The following is a 24,294-nucleotide window of genomic DNA, read 5'->3' on the forward strand; positions in this document are numbered from 1 at the left end:
AATTTTTTTTCTAAATTAGAGCTGGTTCATGAGCAGTTTGCGGAGCAGCGGTCCAAGCTGGTCGGTAATCCCCGATACATCCGGCACCAGAACGCTGAATCTGCCATAGATGTTTCGCATCGTTTCCCGTTCGGTATCCTTCACAGCACCGCTGCCCAAAAAGACGCTGACCACCTCGACCCCCGTTCTTCTCGCTTGTAGAACGGCTTCACAGGTATCGATGATCCCGTCCTCGTGATAATCCGAAGCTGAGGGTTCTCCATCTGAGAACACAAGCAGCACCTTCTGCTTCTCGGAGCGCTTCATCAGCCGCTCGACAGCAATCCGAATCGAATATCCGTCTCTATTATCCTGCTCCGCTTGCAGCTGAAGCAGCTTGGGACCTGCCGACGTGTCATGCAGACTGCGGTCAAAGTCCGTTATGATATGAAAGACATTCGGACTCTCCTTGTCCGTGACCTTATCTGCGTCTTCCCAGAAGCCGATGATTTCATGCGGAACGCGCAAGGAACGAAGCGACTCATGAAACAATGCGATGCCCCGATGCGTCTGCTCCATTTTATCATACATGGAGGCCGAGCAGTCGATAAGAAGGCAAAAAACGGCATCGACCTCCATGGAAGGACTGTTTTTTTTATAAAATAATCTGGGAAGAGGCTCCCACGCGGCGCGGACCAGCTTTTTGCCCAATCTGCCTGTCAGAAGCTCGTTGCGCGGCGCTATTCTTTTCTGCTCCATGGTCATTCGGATCGTCTTCTTCAGCTTGTTCACCATCGGCGTTACTTCCCGAAGCACTTCATCGTATTGGAGACGCGATTTCGTATCTGGACTTTCAGCGTCTCTGTACACAGGGACTGCCTTGCGATTCAATCTCCCGTAGGGGTCGCCCTTACCGGCAAATCCGGTATCGAGACGATCCAATGCCTGAGGCTTGGGCGGCTCAGGCTCATTGCGGCTCGACGCCTGAGAGGAGCCTTGGACAATCCCCAAGGCCTGATCTCCACTATCCGCTTCGCGTACGTGATCACTGATTAGGCCGGATTTGGAGCCCTGCTCGATATCGAAACGAAGCAGACTCTCGTCCTGTTTCTCGGTTTCGCGGTGCCAGTTTGGCAGTCTTTCCCCCTGCTCCGGCTTATCCTCTCTCGAATCCTTGGGAAGCTCGGTGTGACTTTTCAGCTTTTTCTTACGCTTCAATTCGCCTATGTATTCCCAGGATAACGGCTGATCGGTGCCGCTGTGCAGCTGCAATGAAAAGTATTGAGCCCTTGAGTCGCCTTCTAAGGCATTGTCCCTCTCCAGATGGTCCATGAGTCTACGGCAGCTTTGTGCGGCTTGCTTGGTGCTCTCCATTGTCCTGACAGCGTACAGCAGCTCCTCCATGAACTCCCGGTGCTCTGATCTGAATCCGTCCGGGATATAGAGCTCTTTCGAATCATTACTATGGAGAGCGGAGGCGAAGCCGCAAAGCAATGCATCCGCCTCCTCCCGGCGATCCCGGTGCATATCCCGCTTCGCAGAGTAATGCTTGCCCAGAATCCGGGTACGCAGGTCAAACCCCGCCGCAGTCCCCGGCCTATGCTTCCTGCATAAGGTCATCAGCCTGGCCTCCTCACACATGGCAAGCCACTGCTTGGCCAATTGCGGGAGCTTCGCAGTCCGGGTCCAATCTATATAACCTGCAATAACATTAGCATCCGTAAACCACGCGCTTCCTATGGCCCGCAAATATACATCCGTCTTCATCCCCGTCAGCTTCGTCTGCTCGGGATAATAGCTCCAGAACTGGCTGACCGCAATAAGCTTGTCCTTATCGTTGTACGAAGAAAGATAAGATAATTCCAGCTGCAGCTCTTCCCACCCGGACAAGGCTCTAGCCAAGTCCAACAGCTGCATGAGAAGGAAAGCGTCCACTTCATTTTCCAAAAAACGCATTCAGGCTCTCCTCTTCCGGCTTGATGTCTGATGATGGATGTCTATCCGCTTCAACCAAAATAGGTCTCCGCCAAATTCATGACCAGTACCTGTTCCCTCTCATCGTCGAGCTTGTCCGCTATGGCCCGTTGTACAGCCCTAAGAGGAGGAATATAGGCTGCCAAGTCGCAGGTATCGATAAGAGCACGGACCGAAGCCGCTTCATCCGACAGTTGACCCGAGCGAATTTGCTCCTGCAAGTCCGCTGATAATCGTACGAAGCGCTGCAAAAGATCTGTATCTGCTAAACGGGAGCGCTCCCTTAAAAGCTCCAGCAGCTTGTCTCCTTGCAAATAAGGAACATCGATTACTACAAATCGGTTTTTGAGCGCTTCATTCATAGGTACTGTGCCCACATACCCGATATTGACGGCGGCAATGACGCCGAAGCCCTCCTTGGCTCGAACTACTTCGCCAGTAAACGGATTGGTGATCGTCCTTCTATGATCCAGAACGCCGTTTATTAGAGGCAGTGTTTCCGGCTTTGCCATATTCACTTCATCAATATAAAGCCAATGTCCCTGGGTCATCGCTTTAATGATAGGGCCCGGAACGAATTTGACCACAGATTGCCCCTGCTCGGCTTCCAGCGTCTTGAATCCGATCAAGCCCTCCGCATCCAGATCTACGGAGCAGTTCACGGCATGGACAGGCTGTCCGAACAAATACGATAAGGTTTCGGCCAGTCTTGTCTTTCCCGAACCGGTTGGCCCTTTTAACAATACGTTTTTCCCTAGTGCCATGGAAACAAGAGCATCCTGGAGGATCTGCTCATTCGGCGGCTTGTACCCGTCTTCGCCCACGAGGCTCAAAGACTCCGCATCCAAAGAATGCCGGAGAAACTCGCGGCGCTCCAAAATTTGCTTCAACAATGGAGCGGGCAGCTTGGACGTTGCCCACGGATCTGCTACGATCATGATATCTATCCTCTCATGAATTCATTAATTACCTACGGTTGTTATACTTCACCCTGTGAAAATTTTCAACACCCTGAGCGAAAAAACATTCATAACAACAAGGCTTTTTCCCGAATTATCACCCTGACTCCCTTCTGAGCTATGCTAATTTCGGCGTAAAAATGTATAATAACAGTAAGATAGCTGCATGGACTGCTTATAGACAGGTCCAAACTATGTTTTTATTGTGGCATTTTGGAGAAAAGGGCTTACTTTTATCAAGTAACTTATGTTAAACTATAGATATGAAGGAGATGATAGTTATGGCCGACCATAATCATCAGCTTTGTCCCAAATTTGAAGCCGCTTTTGAATTGTTAGGAAAGCGCTGGACAGGCTTAATTATTCAGTCGCTCTTGAGCGGCCCCCGACGCTTCAAGGACATCTCGGAAATGATTCCCGGAATGAGCGACAGGATGCTTGCGGAACGGTTCAAGGAGTTGGAAGCCGCCGGTATTATTTATCGCCATGTATATCCTGAGACTCCCGTTCGCATCGAATACGAGTTGACGGAGAAAGGCAAAGCATTGGAACCTGTAATGGCCGCTGTACACCTGTGGGGTGAAAGCTGGTTAAACATATAATATGCTCTTGACAGCCGCTGCGGGGCATATGTCGATAATGAATGGTATCCTACCTTACTATGGATAAACAGCTGCTAGTCAGGACTTTGGCCGCATGCCGGAAGACGCGTCTTCTGCTGCAATGCGCTCTTGATTGGCAGCTGATTTATTTATGTTCATAAATTTGACACGTTTGGCAGGAGAAATGAAGCTTGTTCCTGCAAGCAATTTCCGTTAAAGTAAGTAACGACCTACCATTGAAGTAAACCGTTTTCATCTGTATTATTAAGGGAATCCGCTTCATTATTTATCATTGGCATAATAGGAGGAATTCATGGCAACCGTATTGCTGATTGAAGATGATCATAGTATTGCGGATATGATTTCCATTTATTTATCAGAGGAAGATTATGTAGTCCATATTGCAAGAGACGGTCAGCAAGGAGCTGAGCTGTTTCGCACGGTCCAACCTGATGTGATCATTCTGGATGTGATGCTGCCCGATTTGAACGGGATGGAGCTCTGCAGGGAATTTCGCGCCCAATCCCCTGTCCCCATCATGATGGTATCTGCCAAGAGCGAGGTTTCCGAACGGGTGAAGGCTCTGGTCATCGGGGCGGATGACTATCTGTGCAAGCCCTTCAGCATGAGGGAGCTGGCCGCAAGAACCGGCGCTTTGCTGCGAAGATCGACCATGAATAAAGCAGCCGCTGATGCCAAACCAAGTGCAGATACACAAGCTATTCGTGTAGATATGGAAAGGCGCTGCGTATATTTGCATAACACTGTAGTGGAAACAACGTATTCCGAATTTGAGATGATGAAGCATTTCTGGCTGCACCCGGGCAAAGTGTTCTCAAGGGAAGAGCTTCTGAATAAAATCCGCGGCATGGATGCTTTCGTTACCGAGCGGTCGGTTGACGTACATATTACTAATCTTCGCAAAAAAATAGAAAAAGACCCCAAGGACCCTAAGCACATCAAAACGGTCTGGGGTGTCGGCTATAAATTTGAGCCCTAATAAGAAACTCCTGAAAACCCGTGCCGTTACTAATAACAGCGAGCATGGTTCAGGAGTTTATTTTGTTATCTTCTCGTGTTGGTGTCATTCGGGAATACACGCTGAATCATTGTGTTAAATTCGTTCATATAGACCGATAAATCCACGCCTTTTTGATATTCCTTCACATAAAAACGTATTCTCTGCACAAAATTGGGATTTGCTGACACAAACACCCGCTGCAGCCTAGGCTCCATTGCCAGCACCTGCCCTTTGATGCGCGAAGCCATGGCATGAGTTAAGCCTGCCGGATCCCCCCAGTTCATCATTCCATTCCCTTTATTCGTGCCGAATAGCCCGACTCCGCCTTTTGGGGAAATAGGATTCGCCATCATCTCCGGATGAGCTTCCGCATCAATGTTATGTCCATCCAGAATGATTGCAACGTAAGCGTTTGTCTCTGTCAGCAAAATAGTTGCCTGGTGAACGCCCGGCATTTTTTCAATTTGATTCGAGAGCTCCGGCGCAAACCGGAAGGTTTTGGATAAATGATAATTCGTCATATCCAGCTGCTGGAACGCTCCGGGATTATCCGCTTGAGGCCTTGAAGGCTGGGCATTCTCCCACTTCGGCTTAACCCCCAAGGTACTGTTCTCATTATTAAAAGTGCCCCTGTCATAAAGAGCATGATGATCTTTAGACTCAAGACCTGCCCCCAGCTCCTTGTTGCGATTCTGATCATGACCGCAGCCGGCTGCAAGAAGCAGCATACTCCCTATCAATCCGGCCTGCCATACGGTTGAACGCCATTTCAAATGCTTTCCCTCCTCATCTCTTGGATGTTCTACATCGTTAGGATGAGTTATGAGCAGGAAAATATGCGGGCACGGAATAAGAAAACCTCTATCGAGGCATAAAAAAAGAGACGCCTCATTGGAAGCGTCTCCCCACTGAATGCATTATCCGTTATCGTCCTTGCCGAGCGTCCGGTCCAATTCCTCCAAAAGCTTGCGGACCGCTTCCTCCGATCTCTCGGGAGACTGCTTGAATCTCATAAGCTGCTCCTGCAGACTGGCGCCGATTTCTTCGCTCTCCGCTTCCTGATCCGTGTAGGAAGGGTCAAACCATACGTAATCTCCGTCCGGGCCGTTACGTAAAAACGTCTTAGTCCAGTTATCCGGATAAGTGTAGGACTGTTCTCCAAATACCAGTCCCAGCACATCATCGCTGTCAATCGGCATCAGATGATGAAATATTTCTTCCCCGCTGCTTTCGGGGCCGATGGCTGCAACTTGTTTATGAAGATAAGCATAGTGCAGATAATGCTCGCCGGTCAGCTTATCCTTGGCCACCTCGTACATTTCTAGGTTATCGTCCTTCAAGGCTTTGACCGTCTCAAGACGTTCCTGAAGCCATTCCGAAGGGACTCGTCTCAAATCGGTGAATGACATGACCATCGTATTCTCACTCCCTATCGAATTGCCGATGACTAAAAGTTCCAATCCAAATTGACGATTTGACCAGTACGCGACGATTCGTAGATAGCTTCCAGTATCAGATTGTTCGTGAGCCCGGATAATCCGGAGGTTAAAGGTTCTTTGCCCTCGCGGATGCACTCCAGGAAGTGCCGGCTTAACCGTATGCGTGAGCCCTCATCCTGATTCGGTGCGGTTAATTCTACATCCGCCGTGCGGTCATAAATTTCGGCAAACAGCTTGCCTTTGCCGCCCCGAAGCGATGCTCCGCCCTCTGTACCCATAACATAAATATACGGTTGGTTGTCCAGCATATCCGTATGGGCCGCCCAGCTAACATCGAGCGACAAGGTGCTGCCGTTATCCATCTTGATCAATGCAGTCGCCAGGTCTTCAACATCATAATGCCCGTTCCAATCAGGCGTTCCCCAAGTACCTATCCCGCGGCGTTTAGGACCGAATTCGGAATACGTCGTCCCAAATACCGATACAGGCTTTGCATTGCCCATGAAATGGAGAGACAAATCCAGCATATGAACCCCGATATCAATCAAGGGGCCGCCTCCGGATTTGGACATTTGGGTAAACCAGGTTCCCCATCCCGGAATGCCTTTTCGTCTCATCCAGCCTGTCTTGATATTATATATATGCCCAAGCGCTCCTTTTTCGATCTGTTCTTTTAGCTGCATGTTAATAGATTCCCATCTCATCTGGTGGGCAATCATTAAGGTCTTGTTGGATGCGCGGTGAGCCTTGACAATTTCTTTGGCCGAAGCGGCGTTAATCGCCATTGGCTTCTCCAGAAGCACATGCTTCCCAGCCTGCAATGCGGCAATCGCTATCGCGGCGTGCATTTCGTTAGGAACGGCAATGATCACAGCATCGACATTCGGATCTTCAAGAAGCTGCTCGTAGCTGCTGTAGACGTGAGGAATTCCGTGCTCTTTTGCACGCGCTTCCGCCAAAGGCAAGTAAACATCCGTAACGGCCGTAATCGCCGCCTCAGGCATTTGTTTGATCCCGTTCATATGGACGTTGCCGATATTTCCGGCCCCGATAATACCGATTTGAATTTTGCTGTTCAAACTCATTGCAGTGGTTCCTCCCATCATCTATAACAAACTGAATTTAACTATAACACATGCCGGACGATTTGCGCTATTGAAAATCGCACCCCTTCGAAGCACCTTTTTCCTGTTAAAAAACGGCTTAAAACCGCCTTTAAGAGCAGTAATAAGCCGCTTTATAATATTCCCATATCCTTGGCCTTCTGCGCTGCCTCCTTGCTGCTCTTGCCGCCCAGCTTGCGCAAAATGTTGCCTACATGCACTTTGATCGTACGTATCGAAACAACGAACTTGTCAGCGATTTGAGTCTGCGTATGCCCTTTTTCTATCAAGTCCAGCACTTGAATTTCAGTAGGCGTCAACAGATTCCGCAGCTCTTTAACTCTCACCTCGTGCTCCAGCTTTTTCAGACGCCGGAACTCCTCGCGCATTTGAGCTGCCGCACTTGGATGAATCGCGCTCCGGTTGGCGTAAGCGTTCCGGATGGTTTGAGGTATTTCCGTAAAATTGGATTTCACCATGTAGTCGACGGCTCCTGCTTTGAACGCTTCGAATATGAATTCCTTTTCCTCCATCGAAGTAAGCATGATGACTCTGGAGCTGGTGCATTGAACGATCTCCGCAGCGGCCCAAATACCGTCGGGGTTATCCGACATCATAATATCCATAAGCACGACATCCGCTTCTATTTGCTCCAGCAGCTCTACAGCCTCCTGGCCGGAGGATGCCGTTCCTATGACCTCTATATCCGATTCCTTCTTCAAGTAACTGGTCAAGCCGCGCAGCCAGTCCTGGTCGTCTTCCACAATAACCAATCGTATCCGACTCATGTAGGTCTGACTCCTTTCTTTTTAGGAAAATGAATAAATACCGAAGTCCCTACTCCCTGCTTGCTGTGCATATCCATTGTCCCTTTATGCTTCTGAATCACATGGTAGCAATAGGAAAGGCCAAGTCCAAAATTCAGCTTCTTCCCGGCTTTCGTTGTGAAAAACGGGTCAAACACCTGTTTTAACAGCTTTTTGTCCATGCCTATCCCGGTATCTTTGACTTCTACGGTAATATTGCGTTTGGTTTCAGTCAGCCTAAGGACCAGCTTACCGCCTTGAGGCATAGCATCAATGGCATTAGAGATGACATTCGTGAACACCTCGTTCAGCTGCGCTTTATCTCCCCATAGCTTGCCTGTGCAGCGAAAATCCTTTTCGACCTCTATATGACTCATTGCAGGGTCCAGCATGCCGGCACATGCCTCGAGCATTTGATCCAATCGAAGCTCCTCCGGCTTTATGACTACATCCTGCGTTTGGCCCTGGATACGATATATCATATCATAAATGTGCTGCGAAGCGTTCATAATGACTTCGATATCGTTAACGAGCTGTTCCGGGTCGGACTCATAAGCTTCCGATTTGATTTTCTCGCTGAACAAGCGAATTTTCCCGACATCGTTCTTGATAGCATGATTCAAGATTGCGGTCCCTGATGTAATGGCTCTTAATGTGTAATCGAGCTTCTGGTTTTGAATCGAAATTTGCAGTCCCATGAACCCGTAACGAAAGCTTGAAATGAGGATAACCGCAAGCGTGAAGCCGATCACCCAGGCATTATAGCGCCACCATTCATATAACCCGAAAAACGTCGGTAAAATGTATAAAGTGAATAAGGCAAAGAACAAGGCGGGCGCAGCAGCCAATGTAGTCAGCATACGATGCTTCCGTAAAAAGGTATTCCGTTCCTTTACTGTCGCATGAATCAAGATAGCAATCCCTGCCAAAATATAGGGTGTGGTCCACCAGGTTACATAATGGTAGGGTATCGGATCGATTGCGCTCGCAGGCTCAAAAGCAAAGGACAAAAGAACGGGCACAATCAAAATCCAGGAAAAACGCTTATTGCGGACTGGCCACACGGAATAATTGGGATGGTAGACGATCGTAAACATAAGGAACGTATAAGGCAGTCCGTAATAGCATACCAGGGAGCTGATACTCTCGGCGCGAAGCATCAGATCGGCAACGGGCTCGGTCAGCCAGCCCCTGTCGTAAAAGCTAGGAATCCAATAATCATGGATGACAGCCGATAAGCCGCCTGAACCGCCGGTAAAAGCAATACTTGCGATCCACCGGGTCGTTAACCGCCTCGGATCTGTTACGATCAATAACAGGCCGATCGTCCATAAGCCTATAAGCACAAACAGCATTCCGTCCGACACTCCAGTATTTCAATTTGTAAGGCTACAGTGAGTATTCCTTTTTCAATTGCTCAAGCTCTTCCACACAGCGCTGTGCCCATTTGACGGTTTGCTGCAGCGTTTGAAGCTCGGATTGCAGAGCTCTTCTTAGAGAATCCGCATAATCCGGAACGGTACCGCGGTAAGGCTTTATGGTATACAGCGGCATCAAAGCGATCTCCTGATACGCCAGCGCCCTCCGTTGATGAAAGAAAGCCACATCGGGGTTCATTGGATTGTGCAAGTCCCCTTGCGTCGGATGCTTTACTACAGCCAATATTTTTACAGCCGCCTTGGAGGCAGACGATATCTCAACAATTTCTCCGATGTACTCACCGGTTTTGTATTCGGCAGAAACGATACTTCCCATTTCGAGCGGTTCATTCATAGTATATTCCTCCTTTAGTTCAATTGCGTTATGTACCTTCAAACATAGGCCGAAGGGTTATGCAGATTCCTGGAACCACTGCAAAAGATCCGCTACACCCTGCATGCGGTATCGCTTTCGGGTTAAGCTTCTGCGTTCGATGCTTGCAATACAAGGTACGCTTTCCACCTTCCAGCTTTGGGTCAAGCCGGGACAATAGTTAGCGTTGCATTTGACCAAAGGTAAATTCGGTTCCATGGCCAATACGACTTGAAGCATTCTTTCCGTTACTTTGCACGTACCGCACATCGGAGTATAAAAGTAAATAAAAAGACGTTCGTCTGATGCCTCTAACCGCTGCTTAATCTGCTGCTCAGACCATTCCTCCACCCGCGAGACCTCCCCTTCATTGATGTCAAAGATGCCTTACAGAATCCTATCAGGATTTATGAAAATGCTGCTGGTCCAGCCGTTCCATGCTTAATACGAGATGATCCATCAGGCTCGGAATGTCATCAATTTGTCTCTCATCCAGTTTACGAATAAACTGAAGAGTGAGTTCATTCCGCATCAAGCTCTGATCTTCCCCGTAGACCCAATAAACCTTCTGTTGGATAGATGGGCCCTCTCCCCAAATGGATCTCATCAGATTCTCCGCGACAGCGCAATCCTGCTGCATCTCTCGTACGGGGAAGGAGAACCTGAGCTCCAGGCTGCAGCCGGGCTGTTTTCCTTGCTCTGACAAGAGCTCCGCTGACAAGTCCGCCAGCGATGCCTTCAATACGAAGCTGCCTTTAACGAAGCCGTGGGGACGTCGAATCGCTTCCATCCCGAAGCTTCTAGACATTGTCGACAGTTCCACACGATCGGTCCGATTCAGAATTTGAACATCTCCTGTCAAATCCATATCGTACATGGCACCTTCGAATACAACCTTCAGATTATCAAATATGGTAGGGTCGAACATATTGCTCTCTAACCTCTTTGTCATGTTTTATATATTTTTCACTTGCTTCCTTCAGGACAAATCAGTACAATGATATCATCCAATTCAAGGAAGGTGTGCACCATGTCGGACGTGAATCAAACTAACGAATCCGGACAAGAACCGAAAAAAGTCAGTCTGGCGGACGCTATTAAAAACAAGCTTGCCCAGAAAAAGCAAGCCCAAAACGATGGGAAAGCAGGCGCGCCTCTACGCGGCGGCAATAGCGCTGTTATGAGAAGCCAAAACAACAAGAAGCCTAACAATCAACGCCGTCGTACCGGCGGAAGCTAATCCTCTTCGACAACCTGAGGGATCCGCTGTATTTGGGCGTCACGTTTTCACTTTTAAACCAGCAATATGGCTAAAAAAGGATGAGCATGGGTATTCCGGCTCATCCTTTTTTTACGTTCTTAAGCGTAAAGCTGTTCGCGCTGCTTCTTGATTTCGTCGCTCTCGAGGTATTCATCATAGGTGATCATTTTATCAATCAAACCATTCGGTGTGATTTCAATGATCCGGTTAGCTACGGTTTGGATGAACTGATGGTCATGCGATACGAAGAGCATCGTACCATCGAAATCTACCATGGCGTTGTTCAATGCAGTGATGGATTCCAGGTCCAAGTGGTTCGTAGGTTCGTCGAGAAGCAGGACATTGGCGCCGCTCATCATCATTTTGGACAGCATGCAGCGAACCTTCTCGCCCCCGGAGAGTACGCTGGCTTTCTTCAAAGCTTCCTCGCCGGAGAACAGCATTCTTCCCAAGAAGCCGCGGATATACGATTCGTCCTGATCCTTGGAGTATTGACGCAGCCAGTCTACCAAATTCAAATCGGAGTTAAAGTACTCAGAGTTGTCTTTTGGAAAATATGCTTGTGTTGTTGTAACGCCCCAAGTGTATTCGCCCGAATCAGCTTCCAGCTCACCCATCAAGATTTGGAACAGGGTGGTTTTGGCATGGCCATTAGGACCAACCAGCGCTACCTTATCGCCTTTATTCAAGGTGAAGCTGATGTTGTTCAAAATCTTCTCGCCGTCGATCGTCTTCGATAGCTTCTCGACCGACAACAGCTGCTTGCCCGCTTCCCGCTCAGGCTGGAACTTAATGAACGGATATTTCCGCGTCGAAGGCCTGATATCCTCCAACGTCAGCTTTTCGAGCTGCTTTTTACGGGAGGTCGCTTGCTTGGATTTGGATGCATTCGCACTAAAGCGCTGAATAAACGCTTCCAGCTCTTTGCGCTTCTCTTCTACCTTCTTGTTCGATTCGCGGGTCAGCTTCAGAGCCAATTGACTGGATTCATACCAGAAGTCATAGTTACCGACGTAAAGCTGAATTTTACCGAAGTCGATATCCGCAATATGGGTACATACCTGATTCAAGAAGTGACGGTCATGGGATACAACGATAACTGTACCTTCATATTTAGCAAGGAAATTTTCCAGCCAGTTGATCGACTCGATATCCAAGTGGTTCGTAGGCTCGTCAAGCAGCAAAATATTCGGGGTGCCGAACAAGGCTTGCGCCAAAAGGACGCGGACCTTCTCGTTACCGCCCAAATCTTTCATTTTCATGTCATGCAATTCCTTGGAAATACCAAGCCCGATCAGAAGCTCAGCGGCATCCGATTCCGCCTGCCAGCCGTCAAGCTCCTGAAATTCGCCTTCCAGCTCGGCGGCACGCATTCCGTCCTCTTCCGAGAAATCGGCCTTAGAGTAAAGCGCATTTTTCTCTTCCATAATCTCGAACAAGCGTGCATGACCCATAATAACGGTCTTCAAGACTTCCATTTCGTCGTATTCGAAGTGGTTCTGCTTCAGCACAGCCATACGCTCGCCCGGAGTAATGCTTACTTCCCCTTTGTTCGGCTCCAGCTCTCCGGACAAAATTTTGAGAAATGTCGATTTGCCCGCGCCGTTGGCACCGATCAAACCGTAACAGTTACCCGGGGTAAATTTGATGTTAACATCCTCAAACAAGGCTCTTTTACCGTATCGTAAGGTGACATTATTAACTGTAATCATACTTAATACCTACTCTCTTTGATTATTGCCCTTAGCCTTAAGCTTCCAATCACAGATTATACCACAAAATGGCCGTTCTTTCCCAATATTATTGCGAAAATACAGAAATTATCGAACATAAGCTATTGCCTGCCGTCCCATCTGCTCCCATGCAGATATAAAATCGGCTTTGTCAACTTCTCCCGTCTCTCCAAGCGGGTCGTTAATATAAACCGTATCTTCATCATAGCCCGTAATCAGAACGGAATGTTCTTTATACGTAATATCGATGCCGCCGTCCTCTGTTTCCCAGGTCTCGAAGGCGTCCTCATCTAACGTGGTATACTCCATGTTGGTAACTACCCATACCGGTGACCCTGCCTCCAGCAGCCTTAATACATCATCGAAGCTGCTGCCTGTAGCATCTACCGCCCGGCCGGGCAAATATTGCTTTGCAAGCTCCATAATAGGACCATGGTACACTCCGTATCCCGGGTGATCGAACGAAGCGATATCGCCTACGAAGCCTTCGTTCGGATTGCCAAAATGAATTTCGTGACCGATGATTTCAAACGGATTCGGGTCTTTTCGGATTTCATCAGCCAGGGTCATTTTATCGACATTTACGCCCGCTGATTGTAACAGCATAGCCAAGCTCGTGACTTCGCATCCTCGATCCAGTTCGGGCATCTGATAGATTAACGGAGCTTCGGTCTGAGCAGAGGAAGCAAGAGGTTTATCGGATGACCAGAGGAGCTTGTCCTTTGATTTAAAGTATACGCCGGTATTGGATAGTCCTTTAGCCGCGTTAACGGCATCCGGATAACTGGTATATGCCAGGAGAAACCGGTCCTGTTGATACAGCCGGAAAGGGTACTGTTCCACATCCGGCTCAGGAATGCGTGTCCCTTCTGCAATACTCCCAGGCAAGCCCCTGCTTTGAAATTGAAGCTGCATCGTATGAAGAACGGCCGGCGGATCGGCAGATCCTGTCGGCTGTTGAATGGTTGGCTCATCCCTCGGTACCAAGTAACCGAAGGATATCGCCATGACCGCACATGCTGAGGCCGCCAATGTCCATACGATCCGATTCCTGCCTTTCTTCATCGCTCTGCACTCCCTTCTTTATTTGTTCGAAGCGATTTGTTCCACCAGCTCCGATAGCTCTGTCCAACGATCCATAGCCTGCTCCAGCTGTTCATTCAGCTGCTGCTCCTCGGAGTAGAGCTCCTGAACCTTGCCATAATCGCTTCCCGCCAGATGAATCTCTTTTTTAACGGCTTCCAGCCTCTCCTCCAGCGCTGCAATTTTCCCTTCAATTTCATCCCATTCCTTTTGCTCCTTGAAGGACAGCTTGCGGGGCCTTTGTGATTCTCTTTTATCCCCTGCGCCTGCAGCAGCTGTGACCGTATTAGCCGGCTTCTGGTTTTTGCGGTCGTTCGCTTCCGCCTGCTCCTCTTGCCGCACTGCTTCCATGTATTCGGTATAATTGCCGTAAAAATGGCGAATTTGTCCGCCGCCTTCAAACGCAAACAAATGATCCGCGGTCCGATCAAGAAAATATCTATCGTGAGAAACCGTGATAACGGCGCCAGGGAAGTCTTCCAAATACTCTTCCAATATCGTCAACGTTTGAATATCCAAATCGTTGGTCGGCTCATCGAGCAGCAGCACGTTTGGCTCCCCCATCAGGGTGCGGAGCAAATACAGCCTGCGTTTCTCGCCGCCAGACAGCTTGCCAATAGGCGTCCATTGTAAAGAGGATGAAAACAGGAATCTCTCAAGCATTTGAGATGCTGTTATGGATTCTCCGTTAGCCAGCCGGATCACCTCAGCCGCTTCCTTGATATATTCAATGACACGCTGCTTGGGATCCATTTCAACATTTTCTTGCGTATAATAGGCCAATTTTACAGTCGTTCCTACCTCTATCGATCCCTCGTCCGGCTGCAAACGCCCCGCTAGCATGTTAAGCAAAGTCGACTTTCCGCTTCCGTTAGGCCCTATAATACCGATTCGATCGTCCGGGAGAACAATATAACTGAAGTTATCGATCATTTTCCGGCCATCGAATGACTTAGCGATTCCATCAAGCTCGATGACTTTTTTTCCCAACCGGCTGGCGCCAAGCGTCATATCCAGCTTCTCCGCCGGTCCGTCCACCTTCCGGTCCCGCAATTCTATTACGCGCTCGATTCTCGCCTTTTGCTTCGTCGTCCTTGCCTTAGCCCCTCTGTGCAGCCAAGCCAGCTCGCGCCGCAGCATATTTTGGCGCTTATCCTCTTCCGACGCCTCGCGCTCGAGACGCTCCGCCTTTTTCTCAAGAAACGCGGCATAATTGCCCTCATAACTGTACAGCTTGCCCCGGTCCAACTCGATAATCCGATTGGTTACACGGTCAAGGAAGTACCGGTCATGCGTGACTAGCAGCAGAGCGCCCTTCCATTTGGAAAGGAATTCTTCCAGCCACTCCACCGTATCATGATCAATATGGTTCGTAGGCTCATCCAGTATTAGCAGATCTGCAGGCTGAATCAGCACCCGCGCCATCGCAACACGCTTTCGCTGTCCTCCTGACAGAACGCCGACCTTCTGTGAGAAATCGGTAATCCCAAGCTTGGTTAATACCGTTTTGGCTGTCGTGCTGGCTTCCCATGCATTCAAGGTATCCATTCGCTGCTGCACGGCGAACAGGCGCGATTGTCTCTTTTCATCATCAGGAGCCTCCTGCAAAGAGGAAAGGGCCTCTTCATAGTCCCTTAGTGCCTGCATTAACGGGCTGTCACCGTAAAACACCTGCTCCAGCACGGTGGATTCAGGGTCGAATTCCGGATTTTGCGGCAAATATTCTACCCGAAAGTGATTCGAATGGATCAGCTTGCCGGAATCCACCGGCTCCAAGCCCGCCATCGCCTTAAGCAGCGACGATTTGCCGGTTCCATTCACGCCGACAAGGCCGATTCTTTGCTTTTCATTAATTTGAAAGGAAATATCATCGAACAGCACTTTCTCGCCATAGCTTTTATTCCAATGCTCTACAGTCAATATATTCATGACAAACAGCCCCTTTTATCTTCCGTTGGTTGCGCACACCTAAGACTCCTTCATTCCCGGGAATGCTTCTTCTAAGCTTCCGTCACGTACGCCGTCAACAGAGCAATCGTGTTCCATATCGCCTCGCTATGAGTCCTCTCCATGCTGTGGGAGGCGTGAACCCCGGGGCCAATCAAGGCAGCCCGGATGTTGCTGCCGCCGCGAAGCGCCGCTGAAGCGTCAGAACCATACTGCGGGTAAATGTCTACGGCATACTGCAGACCTTCCCGTTTCGCCAGGTCAATCAGTTTGGAAGTCATATTGTAGTCGTATGGACCGGATGAATCCTTGGCACAGATCGAGACATCATGCTCGGTACAGGATAAATCGTCGCCCATAGCCCCCATATCGACGGCAAGCAGCTCATCGATCTCCGGCGGCAAGTACGCTGCGCCATGGCCCACTTCTTCATAAGTGCTGATAAAAAGCTGAAGCGGATACGCCGGAGCAAGCTGCTCTCTCTTCATTAGCTCCAGCATACCGAATAACGCGGCAACACCGGCCTTATCGTCCAGATGCCGTGATTTGATATATCCGTTATCAAGAAAACGGGGCCTCGGGTCAAACGACACGAAATCTCCAACGCTGATGCCCAGATTCTTGACGTCCTCTTCGGATCGCACGTTTTCATCCAGGCGAATCTCCATGGAAGCTTCTTCGCGCTTGAACTCTCTTGCGTCCGGGTATACATGAACCGATGGCTTTGTGGTCAGGATCGTCCCTTCGTAAGTCGCGCCACTGCGAGTATGGACTTGGCAGTATTCATTTTCCACCGAGCCCATCATATAGCCTCCGACCGACGTAAAACGCAGGGAGCCGTCTTTTTTAATAGAGCGGACCATGGCACCCAATGTATCTACGTGAGCGGACAAGCCGATGACCTTTCCTTCCTGACGGCCAGGTACTGTAATTATGCCTCCACCTTTGTTCGTATAGGATATCGAAAAACCGAGCTTTCCCGCTTCTTCCGCGACAAGCTTCATGACATCTTGGCAGAATCCGCTTGGGCTAGGCGTAAGAAGCAAATGCTTCAGCAGATCAAGAACATAAGTTTGATTGATTTTGGATTTCATACAGCCCATCTCCTTGGTTGGTATCAAATTTCGACCTTTATTTGCTATCGGTAAAATTTTCATGTAAGCTAACAAATGAATAAAATCAGGGAGGAATTACCGTATGTCTGAAACATTGCCACCAAAAACCTGTTCCATCGAACGTCTAGTTACAGTTGAAGACGATGTGGAGAAAGTGATCCGCGGCGAAAAAACATCGACGCGCCGTAATGGACGCTACGCCGATCCAGGCGAAATTATGGAGCTTAAAGGCCATAAATTCGAAGTACATAAAGTATATCAGCAATCCCTCGGTGAGCTTACAGATGAAGCGGTACAAACCGAAGGCTTCAAAAATGTGGAAGAATACAAAAATTATATTTTATCCATGCACGCCGGAATGCCTTGGCTTCCTCAAATGAAAGTCTGGGTTCATGAGTTCCGCCGGGTTCAATAAACCGCTGCGGCAGCAGGAATGCAAAAAAACAGTGTAGACATCAATAAAATGAATGCTACACTGTTTTATTCACCTTTTCAAGTTTGGAGGCTCATTCTTTGTATCCTTGGCTAGTCTTTATTCATGCAGTAAGCGCAATGATTTCCATTGGTCCTTTTTTCGTCCTCATCCCGATGCTCGGCAAACTTCGCAAAGCGGAAGAACCCGTTCTCTCCTCGTATCTGGACTCGTTTCAATTTGTCGTCCGATTATCGAAGCACTCCGGTCATGTTCTGGTAGTTTCCGGACTTTTACTGCTGTGGCTTGGCGGATGGCCTTGGACCACACCGTTTATCTTGGGCACATGGATCGTATTGATCGCTTCGCTTATATTTATGGCCCGCGCCTTTTCCCCGACCATACGCCGCTTGCGTCAGCCGGATCATGATAGAGTCAGACTGGTCAACAAGCTGGCCCGTTCCTTGTATATTTATATGTTTGTCTTGTTCGTCATGCTGTGGTTAATGATAATGAAACCGGCTCTGTGGTGATGGTCATTCACCTGAACCGGTTTTTTTGTTTTAATTATGCCATTAAGATTGGAAATCGACACAAATGCTTGTCCCATCCAGCACTTGCTTCATATGGGCTTTTACTTCCACATGGACAGGATGATTGTCATATACGCTTAAATCTTCCAGCGAATCAAATTTGGTGATCAGCGCAATATCATAGGATCTTTCGGAATGCAGTACATCCGTACCTACTTCTATGTATTTTAGTACAGGGATTTTACCCTCCATGTTCTTCAACACATTTACGGTCGTTTGAACAGATTCCGGACTGCGGTCCTTCAGCTTAAAAAAGACAACATGAGTAAGCATAATCAACGTCTTCCTTTCTCGATTAAGAAATGGTATTCGACATCAAGGGTCAGCTTTCGGCTTTTCCTCATCATGATCGTTTATTATACCACTTCCTCCAATCCGCAGGGAATAGATAATCACAGTGTTTCAGTCTGTCACGTATTCGCTGAAGAAGAGTAAGCGGCCTGTTTAATGGCGAAAGCAGAAGCACGCTGATATTGTCATTTGCACGCTGATCCAGCGCCTTATCGACCAGCAGGTCACTGACCTGTTGGAGATTCAGATCCGATGAATCATTGTCCTTCAAAAAATACTCGATTTTGGAGTGGGACATCCGATCGTATAGCCCATCCGTACACAGCAGAAAAAGACTGTTCGGGCTATAAAAACCGCTCCGATACTGTATGTTGAGCTCCTTTTGAACGCCAAGGCACTGCAGAAGCACATGACGATGAGGATGTTTGCGGGCCTGCTTAGGAGTCATTTTCCTCTTGCGTACCTGCTCGGCAACCCAGGAATGGTCCTTGGTAAGCTGCTTCAACCGCTGCCGATGAAAATAATAGACTCTGCAATCACCTATATGGCATAGTATATAAGTTTCATTCAGCAGAAAAAGCAGGGTCAGTGTCGTGCTCATCTGACTTCCTGCATGGTTTCCCATCTCAAGCAACGATACATTGATTTCGTGAAGCAGTTTTTTGGTGGATTGAATGAACGCTCCTCTCAGCCTCGCTGTCTTCAGCAGCTTGGGCAGCTGATTGTCCAGCCAATGTCTTACGTGATCCATCGCCGCATCGCTTGCCCGGCTTCCGTCACCAATTCCCCCGACACCATCGGCAATCACCGCAACGGCATACGGATCCCCTTGCTCCGTAGTGCCGATTCGAAGCAGAGACCGATCGTCATTCATCATCCGAAACCAGCCGGAATGTGTGGCTATCCCATAGTGCCAATGGACGGCAAAAGTTGTTCTCAACAGCTACAACCCCATTTTAAAAATAAATTCGGTATTAATAATTCGGACTATATCCCCATCGTTCAAGGAATATACCCGATAAGGTGCAAGCAATTCATTGTTGACATAAGTGCCATTTCGTGAGCCGAGATCTTTCACTCCATATTGGCCGTTTTCCCGAACAAACTCGGCATGAAGTCTGGAGACGCCGGTTTCTTTATGCTCATAGTCGACTCCATCCCCTGCCCTTCCTATGACAAAGCATGGCTTCATAAGACTTATTCTGGACGCATGACCCGATTGATTCGTTTCCAGATACGGATAAGCGGAGGCTGCTGGACTTATCGAGCTATTCAGCAAAACGGTGGCATCCGATTTCGGAAGCAGGGTCGTGCGATGCTCCAACTCTTGGTAGTAATGGTCCGATTCCTTACCTGGACTTTTCATGGAGCTGGTTTCATTTGGTGTAAAGCTTTTTTGAACATCTGAAAGCTTCTTCCAGGCCGATTCTTTGGCGTCCGGTTCCTTGGGCTGCCCCTTCAAAAATGCGGCTAATTCCGAGCTTTGGTCTTTATTGGTCTTGGAACCAAGCTTGGATAAGATCGCTTCAGGAATCGCTTGTTCCGCCATCAGTGCCGGTTCTTGCGCTGCAGCATTCCCATTGACTTCAGAGCTTCGTACAGCAGGCTTCCATATCCATAAGGCGACGAATACCAGATCTGCAATGAACATCGTCAACCCTATGCAGATATAAAGCCAAGGCTCTCCAGGATGCTCCAAATACAGCTTCCATACCAAACAGCACAGTAAGATTCCGATCAGCATCACCGGAAGCTTCAGCTTGTCAGGAGACGGTACCAGGGACGATTCTCCCTTGCTCAATGATAAGGCATCCGAGAGCGGCATCCGGATCTCCCCTTGGTCAGTTCCTTTATCAGGAGCGGCGCCCTGTGCAGATGCAAAAGGGATCAGCGGAGTCCATTTAGGCAGCTCTTCATCCTGATGCTTCGTCATCGTTCCTGAGGCTTGTTGAACTCTTGCATCTTCAAGCTCCAGAGCTTGCATTGCTAACGGCCGATGCAAGGCAGCCTGTTGCATAATCATCTCATCTTGTCTCTCTTGACCGGCCTGATTCATATGTTTAAGGAGAAGCTGTCTTAATGCAGGCAGATGAAACGATTCATCCATAAGATAATTCATTAGCTCCTGGTACCCGCTGCCGCTCAATTCAGTGACCTTATGCACCAGCCTGGAGGCTAAATGCTGCAAATCGACGGAGACCGTTTGTTTATCTACCAGGGTTTCCATCGGCAGGTACGTAATATATATATCGGTTAAATCATTCCCACAATAAATATAATCTTCTTTAAGAATATATTTGCCTTCTTCAAGCATATAAACGCCGCTTTCCGTTAGCGTATCGACGATCGTATATAGCAAGGTAAAAAACTGCTTAATGGAAAGACTCCCCAGGCGAAGCCAATGGGACAGCATTTTTTTGTCAGTAATCTTATAATAAAGCTTGGTATTATGATTTACTTCTTCCACATGAAGCTCCAGCAGCCGGGGAATGCGGTTCATCAGAAGCATGTTCATTTGAAAAGCGGAAAGCTCGTCTTTACGGAGGCCGTTTTCTTTATAGAGCACCATATAATGGCCATTCTGATTCTGGTAATCGACCTGTAGGCCGTAAATCGACTGATTCACACTCGGACCTCCTTTCATCGAAAAGTTTAAAATAATTGAAAATACACACTGATCACAGCAGGGAGTACGGCCCACATGAACGGAAACCGTAGATGATGGGAGGAATAAAGGTAAGGCTTCCATTGTGATGTATCCTTCAAAGCAATCAAATGGAACAGCATAGCTGCAAGGCGCTGCCACGTCTGCTTCCAAAGCCGCCGCCATATCAAAATAATGCATCCCACCAACGCGGCATAAAATATCGAATATATCATGCTCTGGAGAACCATCTCTCCTCCGGCCAGTGCGCCGATAGCCCCAAACAGCTTTACGTCCCCCGCTCCTACCGCCTTAATTAGATAAAGGATCAGCATCGGTATGAACCCGAGAGCCGTGCCCACAAGGGCATATAGAACGCCTGATCCTCCGGAAATCGCCGTATGAAGCCCCATCCCTGCAATCCAACCCGATAGGGTAAGCCAATTAGGAATCTTACGCCGCCATATATCCGTCGTAAAAGCGGTGATAATCATACCAAAAGTTAGCACTGTAAAGATCATCCGGTTCCTCCAACCCATGCGCGCTCGAACGCCTGCTTGCGAACAATGACTGTCTTCTTGAAAAATGGAATCGATAACGGTACTTCGTATTGAGCCTCAATGCCGACAAATGCGTTTTCTTTATGCTCGAGATCCGGTAGGATCACCTTCGTCACCTTCAGCCTGTCTTTTTTTATCCGTGCCGGATTCGCATAATGAGCGACCAGCGGTGTTACGGCTTTGCTCAACAAGGGTTTGTATGCCTCCTCCAGCTGCTTCTTGGCCTCCTCGGTCTTCGCATTTCCCAGGTTCTCCAAATGCTCCCGATAGGTTTTCTCCCATTCCACCAGCTGAACGACAGGGTCCGGAATCCAACGTTCATAATCCTCGATGAACTGTTCCGTATCCACTGCCTTTTGCTTAGCGGATTCGATTTGACCAACGACTTTATCAATCCAGCCGCTGGCTGCGCTCTGATTCCATTTGCTTCTGGCTTGCTGATACAACAGATCCACCGGGTACATATTGGCTGCCACGACTTTCGTCGTGTCGGTCACGGCGGATTGCAGCGCCATTTCTGCAAGCGATATTTGAATAAAAGCAATCAGAACTAAAATAAAGGACAGGAATAATGGAAGGACGAGCGCAGCCTCCAGCACGATGCCGCCCTCCTGGTCATCCCTCCAGGTCGCCTTGTTTGGTACCCGTTCAATCCAAGGCTTGCCGCCGGCTTTCAATACGCCATCACCCCCGTTTTGGTAATCTGGCATCTGCCGAGCTTAACCTGACAGGAAGTAAGTCCGGCTTTTCCCAGCTGCCGCATCAGTCCGGGTAAAAACCACAAGCGGATGGAGGTCGATGCAGTGCCGGAAATATACGTGGTGCTCTGAAGCAAGTCGATATCGGTATTTAATTGAATTAAGGATTGCATCCGAGATAACAGAACTTTATCCCGGCTGTGCAGTAAAAAGAACACTCTTAAATAATCCTTGTAGCCCATGGTGAAAAAGCTGCCCAGCTTCTTCGATAAAGGAACCAACTCCCCTTGGGTCAGCTTCGCCATATCCTGTTGAGCATGAATAGCTCCTTCAGCTACGGCTGCCAGAAATACGAGCAACGGCGAGCCGAGATTCAAGACTTCGTTTTTAGGCTCCAGTAATGCCTCTGCCGTATCAACTGCAAGCCGGAAGGCGAACATCTCGGCATATGCCATCGAGTAGTTGCTTGCGCAGGAATTGCCACCGTACAGTAAATATTCGAGCTCCTGATTCGCCAGCTTGTGCTTCCCTGGTTCCGATGGCTCCAAAGCCCCCTTCACATTGCCATTGCTGTCCTTCTCAAGACCGAAGGTCCGGTAATTGAATTTACTAACAGCAAACTCATCCACATAAAACTCATCCCTAACATCCGTAAGCAGACTGGTGAAATCCGAAATCAATTTCATTGCGCTAAAACCGGCTTTGTCCGCGTTATCCAATTCTATGGATGGAACAGGCTGAGATAAGTTGGCTTCCTGATTGGTCTCCATATATGCTTGATAGTATCCGTTTGTTCCTTTGCCAGGGTCCCCCTGAAGCGTTATGTAATGCTGTTTGAATGCATCGGTTGACCCAAGAATGCTGCAGCCTCCAAGAGCTGCCTTTATCTGATCGAGATAAGCCTGCGCTTTCTTCCTCTGCTCCTGCTTGCTTGTATTTACCGCTTGCTTCTTGCTATTTCTCTGCGACTCCTTTGCACTTTGAGCCGAGTGCAGCTCCTGAGCTTGCTTCCAAAATGATTGGATCGCCTGGTCTGCATTGCGGTAATTTTGCGCATCAAATAGAATGACGCTGGATAATTGAGATTCCAATCCCGAGAAAAGAGCAACAGTAGAAGCCGCTTTGCTGCCGTAATCATCAAGCTCGGAGCGGGAAATCATATGGATGGCTTGAAATACTTGGTTGGCATCATAAGAGCCTGAAGCCGTATTTTGGGATTGGACAAGACCTAGCTCTGCATTCAACTGATCATTCGCTTTTTTAGCTTTATTCAAAGCAGCTTCAAATGCTTTAAGCAAATCCTTTAATTCATTCAAATCGCCGGTTGATTTCACCTTCAAAAAGGCCAGCAGCTTCGCATATTCCAGTAAGTCATCCAGCAGCTGCTCCAAATCCTTAATTCGATCATTCACAGCTTTGATTTCATCCTGAAGACGGTCCTTAAGATCATAAAGAGAATCTATCGCGGATGCGGCTGATGAGCCCGCTTGCATTAGAGAGCGAATATCTCCATCAATACGCTTCACATCGTCCCGCAAATCAACCAGCTGCTTTTTGGAATCTTGAATGGATTGCCTGACCTCTTCAATAGTATGCAGCCCGATTTTGTCGCTTAATTTATTCAAGGCTTCAAGCTGGGTCTTATAGAAGGGATGCATCGCCACCGCTTTTTGGTATATCGCCGACCATTCCTTCCACGCCCTGTCCAGCTCATCGTCCCGTTCCTCCATCAGCTTCTCGATTTTCGCGGCATTTTGGGAAAACTGGGAGGCTTGACCCATCGTAGATGCAAGTCCCGTTTTCTTGAATTTATCCGCCATTTCCAAGGAGTAAATCATCGGCGCCCGGTATTTCATTTCTTCTACTATTTGTTTTTTGAATACCATATGATTGCCGAGAGAATACATCGATGTCAGACTTGAGCTGTCGGCTTCTACCTTCTGATCAATAAACTGAAAGGAGTTCGATGCAACCGCTTGAGATACATTTCCTTCAACTACTTTCAAAAAAAGCGCCTTGGATTCATCCGGCTTTTGATTCAAGGCATACAGCCCATAGGACTGCAGCTTCGGCGAAAAGGAGGACAGCGTAGAGCGAACCCCTGTTTTCACTGCATTTTCTGCTTCCTTATCAGCAACCTGAATACGGGCAAAATCAATTAACAGCGCACAAAATAAAAATACCGGAACAAGAATCAATAGTAGATATAAGGACACCGCTCCCCCCTGTTCTTTCCATAACCGCCGCAACCGAAACAGCATTCATCCCTCCTTCCTGCTTGCA

General features: G+C 48.4%; 25 protein-coding genes. 5 read left to right on the forward strand and 20 right to left on the reverse strand.

Annotated features, from left to right (window positions below; translation table 11 throughout):
- Positions 1-15: 15 nt before the first annotated feature.
- Positions 16-1,935, reverse strand: coding sequence for a vWA domain-containing protein (locus tag ABEA66_RS34315; RefSeq protein ID WP_345594736.1), 1,920 nt, complete (start codon positions 1,933-1,935; stop codon positions 16-18).
- A 50-nt stretch (positions 1,936-1,985) separates the two neighbouring features.
- Positions 1,986-2,891, reverse strand: coding sequence for an ATP-binding protein (locus tag ABEA66_RS34320; protein ID WP_192701561.1), 906 nt, complete (start codon positions 2,889-2,891; stop codon positions 1,986-1,988).
- Between the two features lie 302 nt (positions 2,892-3,193).
- Between ABEA66_RS34320 and ABEA66_RS34325 the strand changes: the two genes are divergently transcribed.
- Both ABEA66_RS34325 and ABEA66_RS34330 read left to right on the forward strand, forming a co-directional pair.
- Positions 3,194-3,514 (forward strand): winged helix-turn-helix transcriptional regulator, encoded by a 321-nt coding sequence (locus ABEA66_RS34325; RefSeq protein ID WP_079909138.1) that lies wholly within the window; start codon positions 3,194-3,196, stop codon positions 3,512-3,514.
- 313 nt (positions 3,515-3,827) lie between these two features.
- Positions 3,828-4,514 (forward strand): response regulator transcription factor, encoded by a 687-nt coding sequence (locus tag ABEA66_RS34330; RefSeq protein ID WP_079909137.1) that lies wholly within the window; start codon positions 3,828-3,830, stop codon positions 4,512-4,514.
- Positions 4,515-4,579: 65 nt separating this feature from the next.
- Here the strand turns inward: ABEA66_RS34330 and ABEA66_RS34335 are convergent, their stop codons facing one another.
- The 8 genes from ABEA66_RS34335 to ABEA66_RS34370 all read right to left on the reverse strand — a co-directional run bounded on the left by ABEA66_RS34335 (position 4,580) and on the right by ABEA66_RS34370 (position 10,626).
- Positions 4,580-5,308 carry a YhcN/YlaJ family sporulation lipoprotein gene (locus ABEA66_RS34335; protein ID WP_345594740.1) on the reverse strand — a complete coding sequence of 243 codons (729 nt, stop codon included), beginning with the start codon at positions 5,306-5,308 and terminating at the stop codon, positions 4,580-4,582.
- A 144-nt stretch (positions 5,309-5,452) separates the two neighbouring features.
- Positions 5,453-5,950 (reverse strand): hypothetical protein, encoded by a 498-nt coding sequence (locus tag ABEA66_RS34340; RefSeq protein ID WP_345594742.1) that lies wholly within the window; start codon positions 5,948-5,950, stop codon positions 5,453-5,455.
- Positions 5,951-5,982: 32 nt separating this feature from the next.
- Positions 5,983-7,059, reverse strand: a complete 1,077-nt coding sequence (locus tag ABEA66_RS34345) for a Gfo/Idh/MocA family protein (RefSeq protein WP_345594744.1) — start codon at positions 7,057-7,059, stop codon at positions 5,983-5,985.
- Positions 7,060-7,211: 152 nt separating this feature from the next.
- Entirely contained in the window at positions 7,212-7,865 is a 654-nt protein-coding gene (locus ABEA66_RS34350; protein WP_345594746.1) for a response regulator, read from the reverse strand.
- Positions 7,862-9,238 carry a sensor histidine kinase gene (locus tag ABEA66_RS34355; protein ID WP_345594748.1) on the reverse strand — a complete coding sequence of 459 codons (1,377 nt, stop codon included), beginning with the start codon at positions 9,236-9,238 and terminating at the stop codon, positions 7,862-7,864. The genes ABEA66_RS34350 and ABEA66_RS34355 overlap by 4 nt, the downstream gene beginning before the upstream one ends.
- Positions 9,239-9,272: 34 nt before the next feature.
- Positions 9,273-9,656, reverse strand: a complete 384-nt coding sequence (gene kapB, locus ABEA66_RS34360) for a kinase-associated lipoprotein KapB (RefSeq protein WP_345594750.1) — start codon at positions 9,654-9,656, stop codon at positions 9,273-9,275.
- A 57-nt stretch (positions 9,657-9,713) separates the two neighbouring features.
- Positions 9,714-10,025 carry a thioredoxin family protein gene (locus ABEA66_RS34365; protein ID WP_179135900.1) on the reverse strand — a complete coding sequence of 104 codons (312 nt, stop codon included), beginning with the start codon at positions 10,023-10,025 and terminating at the stop codon, positions 9,714-9,716.
- 49 nt (positions 10,026-10,074) lie between these two features.
- On the reverse strand, positions 10,075-10,626 hold the full coding sequence (locus ABEA66_RS34370) for a hypothetical protein (RefSeq protein WP_144027767.1): 552 nt from the start codon (positions 10,624-10,626) through the stop codon (positions 10,075-10,077).
- Between the two features lie 78 nt (positions 10,627-10,704).
- On the opposite strand from ABEA66_RS34370, the gene ABEA66_RS34375 reads away from it, so the two are divergent.
- On the forward strand, positions 10,705-10,914 hold the full coding sequence (locus tag ABEA66_RS34375) for a hypothetical protein (protein ID WP_079909128.1): 210 nt from the start codon (positions 10,705-10,707) through the stop codon (positions 10,912-10,914).
- Between the two features lie 119 nt (positions 10,915-11,033).
- On the opposite strand, the gene ABEA66_RS34380 is transcribed toward ABEA66_RS34375, so the two are convergent.
- From ABEA66_RS34380 to ABEA66_RS34395, 4 genes are all read right to left on the reverse strand, one after another.
- Positions 11,034-12,647, reverse strand: coding sequence for an ABC-F family ATP-binding cassette domain-containing protein (locus ABEA66_RS34380; protein ID WP_345594751.1), 1,614 nt, complete (start codon positions 12,645-12,647; stop codon positions 11,034-11,036).
- 108 nt (positions 12,648-12,755) lie between these two features.
- Entirely contained in the window at positions 12,756-13,733 is a 978-nt protein-coding gene (locus tag ABEA66_RS34385; RefSeq protein ID WP_345594753.1) for a C39 family peptidase, read from the reverse strand.
- 18 nt (positions 13,734-13,751) lie between these two features.
- Positions 13,752-15,680, reverse strand: coding sequence for an ABC-F family ATP-binding cassette domain-containing protein (locus ABEA66_RS34390; protein WP_345594755.1), 1,929 nt, complete (start codon positions 15,678-15,680; stop codon positions 13,752-13,754).
- Between the two features lie 71 nt (positions 15,681-15,751).
- Positions 15,752-16,792, reverse strand: a complete 1,041-nt coding sequence (locus ABEA66_RS34395) for a M42 family metallopeptidase (RefSeq protein WP_345594759.1) — start codon at positions 16,790-16,792, stop codon at positions 15,752-15,754.
- A gap of 103 nt (positions 16,793-16,895) precedes the next feature.
- Here ABEA66_RS34395 and ABEA66_RS34400 point away from each other — a divergent pair, with 103 nt between their 5' ends.
- A complete protein-coding gene (locus tag ABEA66_RS34400) occupies positions 16,896-17,228 on the forward strand; it encodes an ASCH domain-containing protein (RefSeq protein ID WP_079909124.1) in 333 nt (110 codons plus the stop codon).
- A gap of 137 nt (positions 17,229-17,365) precedes the next feature.
- Positions 17,366-17,758 (forward strand): hypothetical protein, encoded by a 393-nt coding sequence (locus ABEA66_RS34405; protein ID WP_079909601.1) that lies wholly within the window; start codon positions 17,366-17,368, stop codon positions 17,756-17,758.
- 42 nt (positions 17,759-17,800) lie between these two features.
- Here ABEA66_RS34405 and ABEA66_RS34410 read toward each other — a convergent pair whose 3' ends face one another.
- The 6 genes from ABEA66_RS34410 to ABEA66_RS34435 form a co-directional block, all read right to left on the reverse strand.
- Entirely contained in the window at positions 17,801-18,091 is a 291-nt protein-coding gene (locus ABEA66_RS34410; protein ID WP_079909123.1) for a Dabb family protein, read from the reverse strand.
- 70 nt (positions 18,092-18,161) lie between these two features.
- A complete protein-coding gene (locus ABEA66_RS34415) occupies positions 18,162-19,049 on the reverse strand; it encodes a PP2C family protein-serine/threonine phosphatase (RefSeq protein ID WP_345594762.1) in 888 nt (295 codons plus the stop codon).
- A 3-nt stretch (positions 19,050-19,052) separates the two neighbouring features.
- The gene (locus ABEA66_RS34420) at positions 19,053-20,735 is read right to left on the reverse strand and encodes a DUF6382 domain-containing protein (protein WP_345594764.1); all 1,683 of its coding nucleotides are present in this window, start codon (positions 20,733-20,735) and stop codon (positions 19,053-19,055) included.
- Between the two features lie 26 nt (positions 20,736-20,761).
- Complete coding sequence (locus tag ABEA66_RS34425) at positions 20,762-21,274, reverse strand: A24 family peptidase (RefSeq protein WP_345594766.1); 513 nt, start codon at positions 21,272-21,274, stop codon at positions 20,762-20,764.
- Positions 21,271-22,023 carry a TadE/TadG family type IV pilus assembly protein gene (locus tag ABEA66_RS34430; protein WP_345594768.1) on the reverse strand — a complete coding sequence of 251 codons (753 nt, stop codon included), beginning with the start codon at positions 22,021-22,023 and terminating at the stop codon, positions 21,271-21,273. Before ABEA66_RS34430 ends, ABEA66_RS34425 begins: the two co-directional genes overlap by 4 nt.
- Positions 21,987-24,272: a hypothetical protein gene (locus ABEA66_RS34435; protein WP_345594770.1), complete on the reverse strand. Its 2,286-nt coding sequence runs from the start codon at positions 24,270-24,272 to the stop codon at positions 21,987-21,989. Before ABEA66_RS34435 ends, ABEA66_RS34430 begins: the two co-directional genes overlap by 37 nt.
- Positions 24,273-24,294 lie beyond the last annotated feature (22 nt).

Source organism: Paenibacillus vulneris (assembly GCF_039543185.1).
Classification (GTDB): Bacteria; Bacillota; Bacilli; order Paenibacillales; family NBRC-103111; genus Paenibacillus_S; species Paenibacillus_S vulneris.

Bases quoted from the DNA above. Each gene is read 5' to 3' on its own strand.
- ABEA66_RS34315 (WP_345594736.1), bottom strand. From the start codon at position 1,935: ATGCGTTTTTTGGAAAATGAAGTGGACGCTTTCCTTCTCATGCAGCTG.
- ABEA66_RS34320 (WP_192701561.1), bottom strand. From the start codon at position 2,891: ATGATCGTAGCAGATCCGTGGGCAACGTCCAAGCTGCCCGCTCCATTG.
- ABEA66_RS34325 (WP_079909138.1), top strand. From the start codon at position 3,194: ATGGCCGACCATAATCATCAGCTTTGTCCCAAATTTGAAGCCGCTTTT.
- ABEA66_RS34330 (WP_079909137.1), top strand. From the start codon at position 3,828: ATGGCAACCGTATTGCTGATTGAAGATGATCATAGTATTGCGGATATG.
- ABEA66_RS34340 (WP_345594742.1), bottom strand. From the start codon at position 5,950: ATGGTCATGTCATTCACCGATTTGAGACGAGTCCCTTCGGAATGGCTT.
- ABEA66_RS34345 (WP_345594744.1), bottom strand. From the start codon at position 7,059: ATGAGTTTGAACAGCAAAATTCAAATCGGTATTATCGGGGCCGGAAAT.
- ABEA66_RS34350 (WP_345594746.1), bottom strand. From the start codon at position 7,865: ATGAGTCGGATACGATTGGTTATTGTGGAAGACGACCAGGACTGGCTG.
- ABEA66_RS34355 (WP_345594748.1), bottom strand. From the start codon at position 9,238: ATGCTGTTTGTGCTTATAGGCTTATGGACGATCGGCCTGTTATTGATC.
- kapB (WP_345594750.1), bottom strand. From the start codon at position 9,656: ATGAATGAACCGCTCGAAATGGGAAGTATCGTTTCTGCCGAATACAAA.
- ABEA66_RS34370 (WP_144027767.1), bottom strand. From the start codon at position 10,626: ATGACAAAGAGGTTAGAGAGCAATATGTTCGACCCTACCATATTTGAT.
- ABEA66_RS34375 (WP_079909128.1), top strand. From the start codon at position 10,705: ATGTCGGACGTGAATCAAACTAACGAATCCGGACAAGAACCGAAAAAA.
- ABEA66_RS34380 (WP_345594751.1), bottom strand. From the start codon at position 12,647: ATGATTACAGTTAATAATGTCACCTTACGATACGGTAAAAGAGCCTTG.
- ABEA66_RS34385 (WP_345594753.1), bottom strand. From the start codon at position 13,733: ATGAAGAAAGGCAGGAATCGGATCGTATGGACATTGGCGGCCTCAGCA.
- ABEA66_RS34390 (WP_345594755.1), bottom strand. From the start codon at position 15,680: ATGAATATATTGACTGTAGAGCATTGGAATAAAAGCTATGGCGAGAAA.
- ABEA66_RS34395 (WP_345594759.1), bottom strand. From the start codon at position 16,792: ATGAAATCCAAAATCAATCAAACTTATGTTCTTGATCTGCTGAAGCAT.
- ABEA66_RS34400 (WP_079909124.1), top strand. From the start codon at position 16,896: ATGTCTGAAACATTGCCACCAAAAACCTGTTCCATCGAACGTCTAGTT.
- ABEA66_RS34405 (WP_079909601.1), top strand. From the start codon at position 17,366: ATGATTTCCATTGGTCCTTTTTTCGTCCTCATCCCGATGCTCGGCAAA.
- ABEA66_RS34410 (WP_079909123.1), bottom strand. From the start codon at position 18,091: ATGCTTACTCATGTTGTCTTTTTTAAGCTGAAGGACCGCAGTCCGGAA.
- ABEA66_RS34425 (WP_345594766.1), bottom strand. From the start codon at position 21,274: ATGATCTTTACAGTGCTAACTTTTGGTATGATTATCACCGCTTTTACG.
- ABEA66_RS34430 (WP_345594768.1), bottom strand. From the start codon at position 22,023: ATGCCAGATTACCAAAACGGGGGTGATGGCGTATTGAAAGCCGGCGGC.
- ABEA66_RS34435 (WP_345594770.1), bottom strand. From the start codon at position 24,272: ATGCTGTTTCGGTTGCGGCGGTTATGGAAAGAACAGGGGGGAGCGGTG.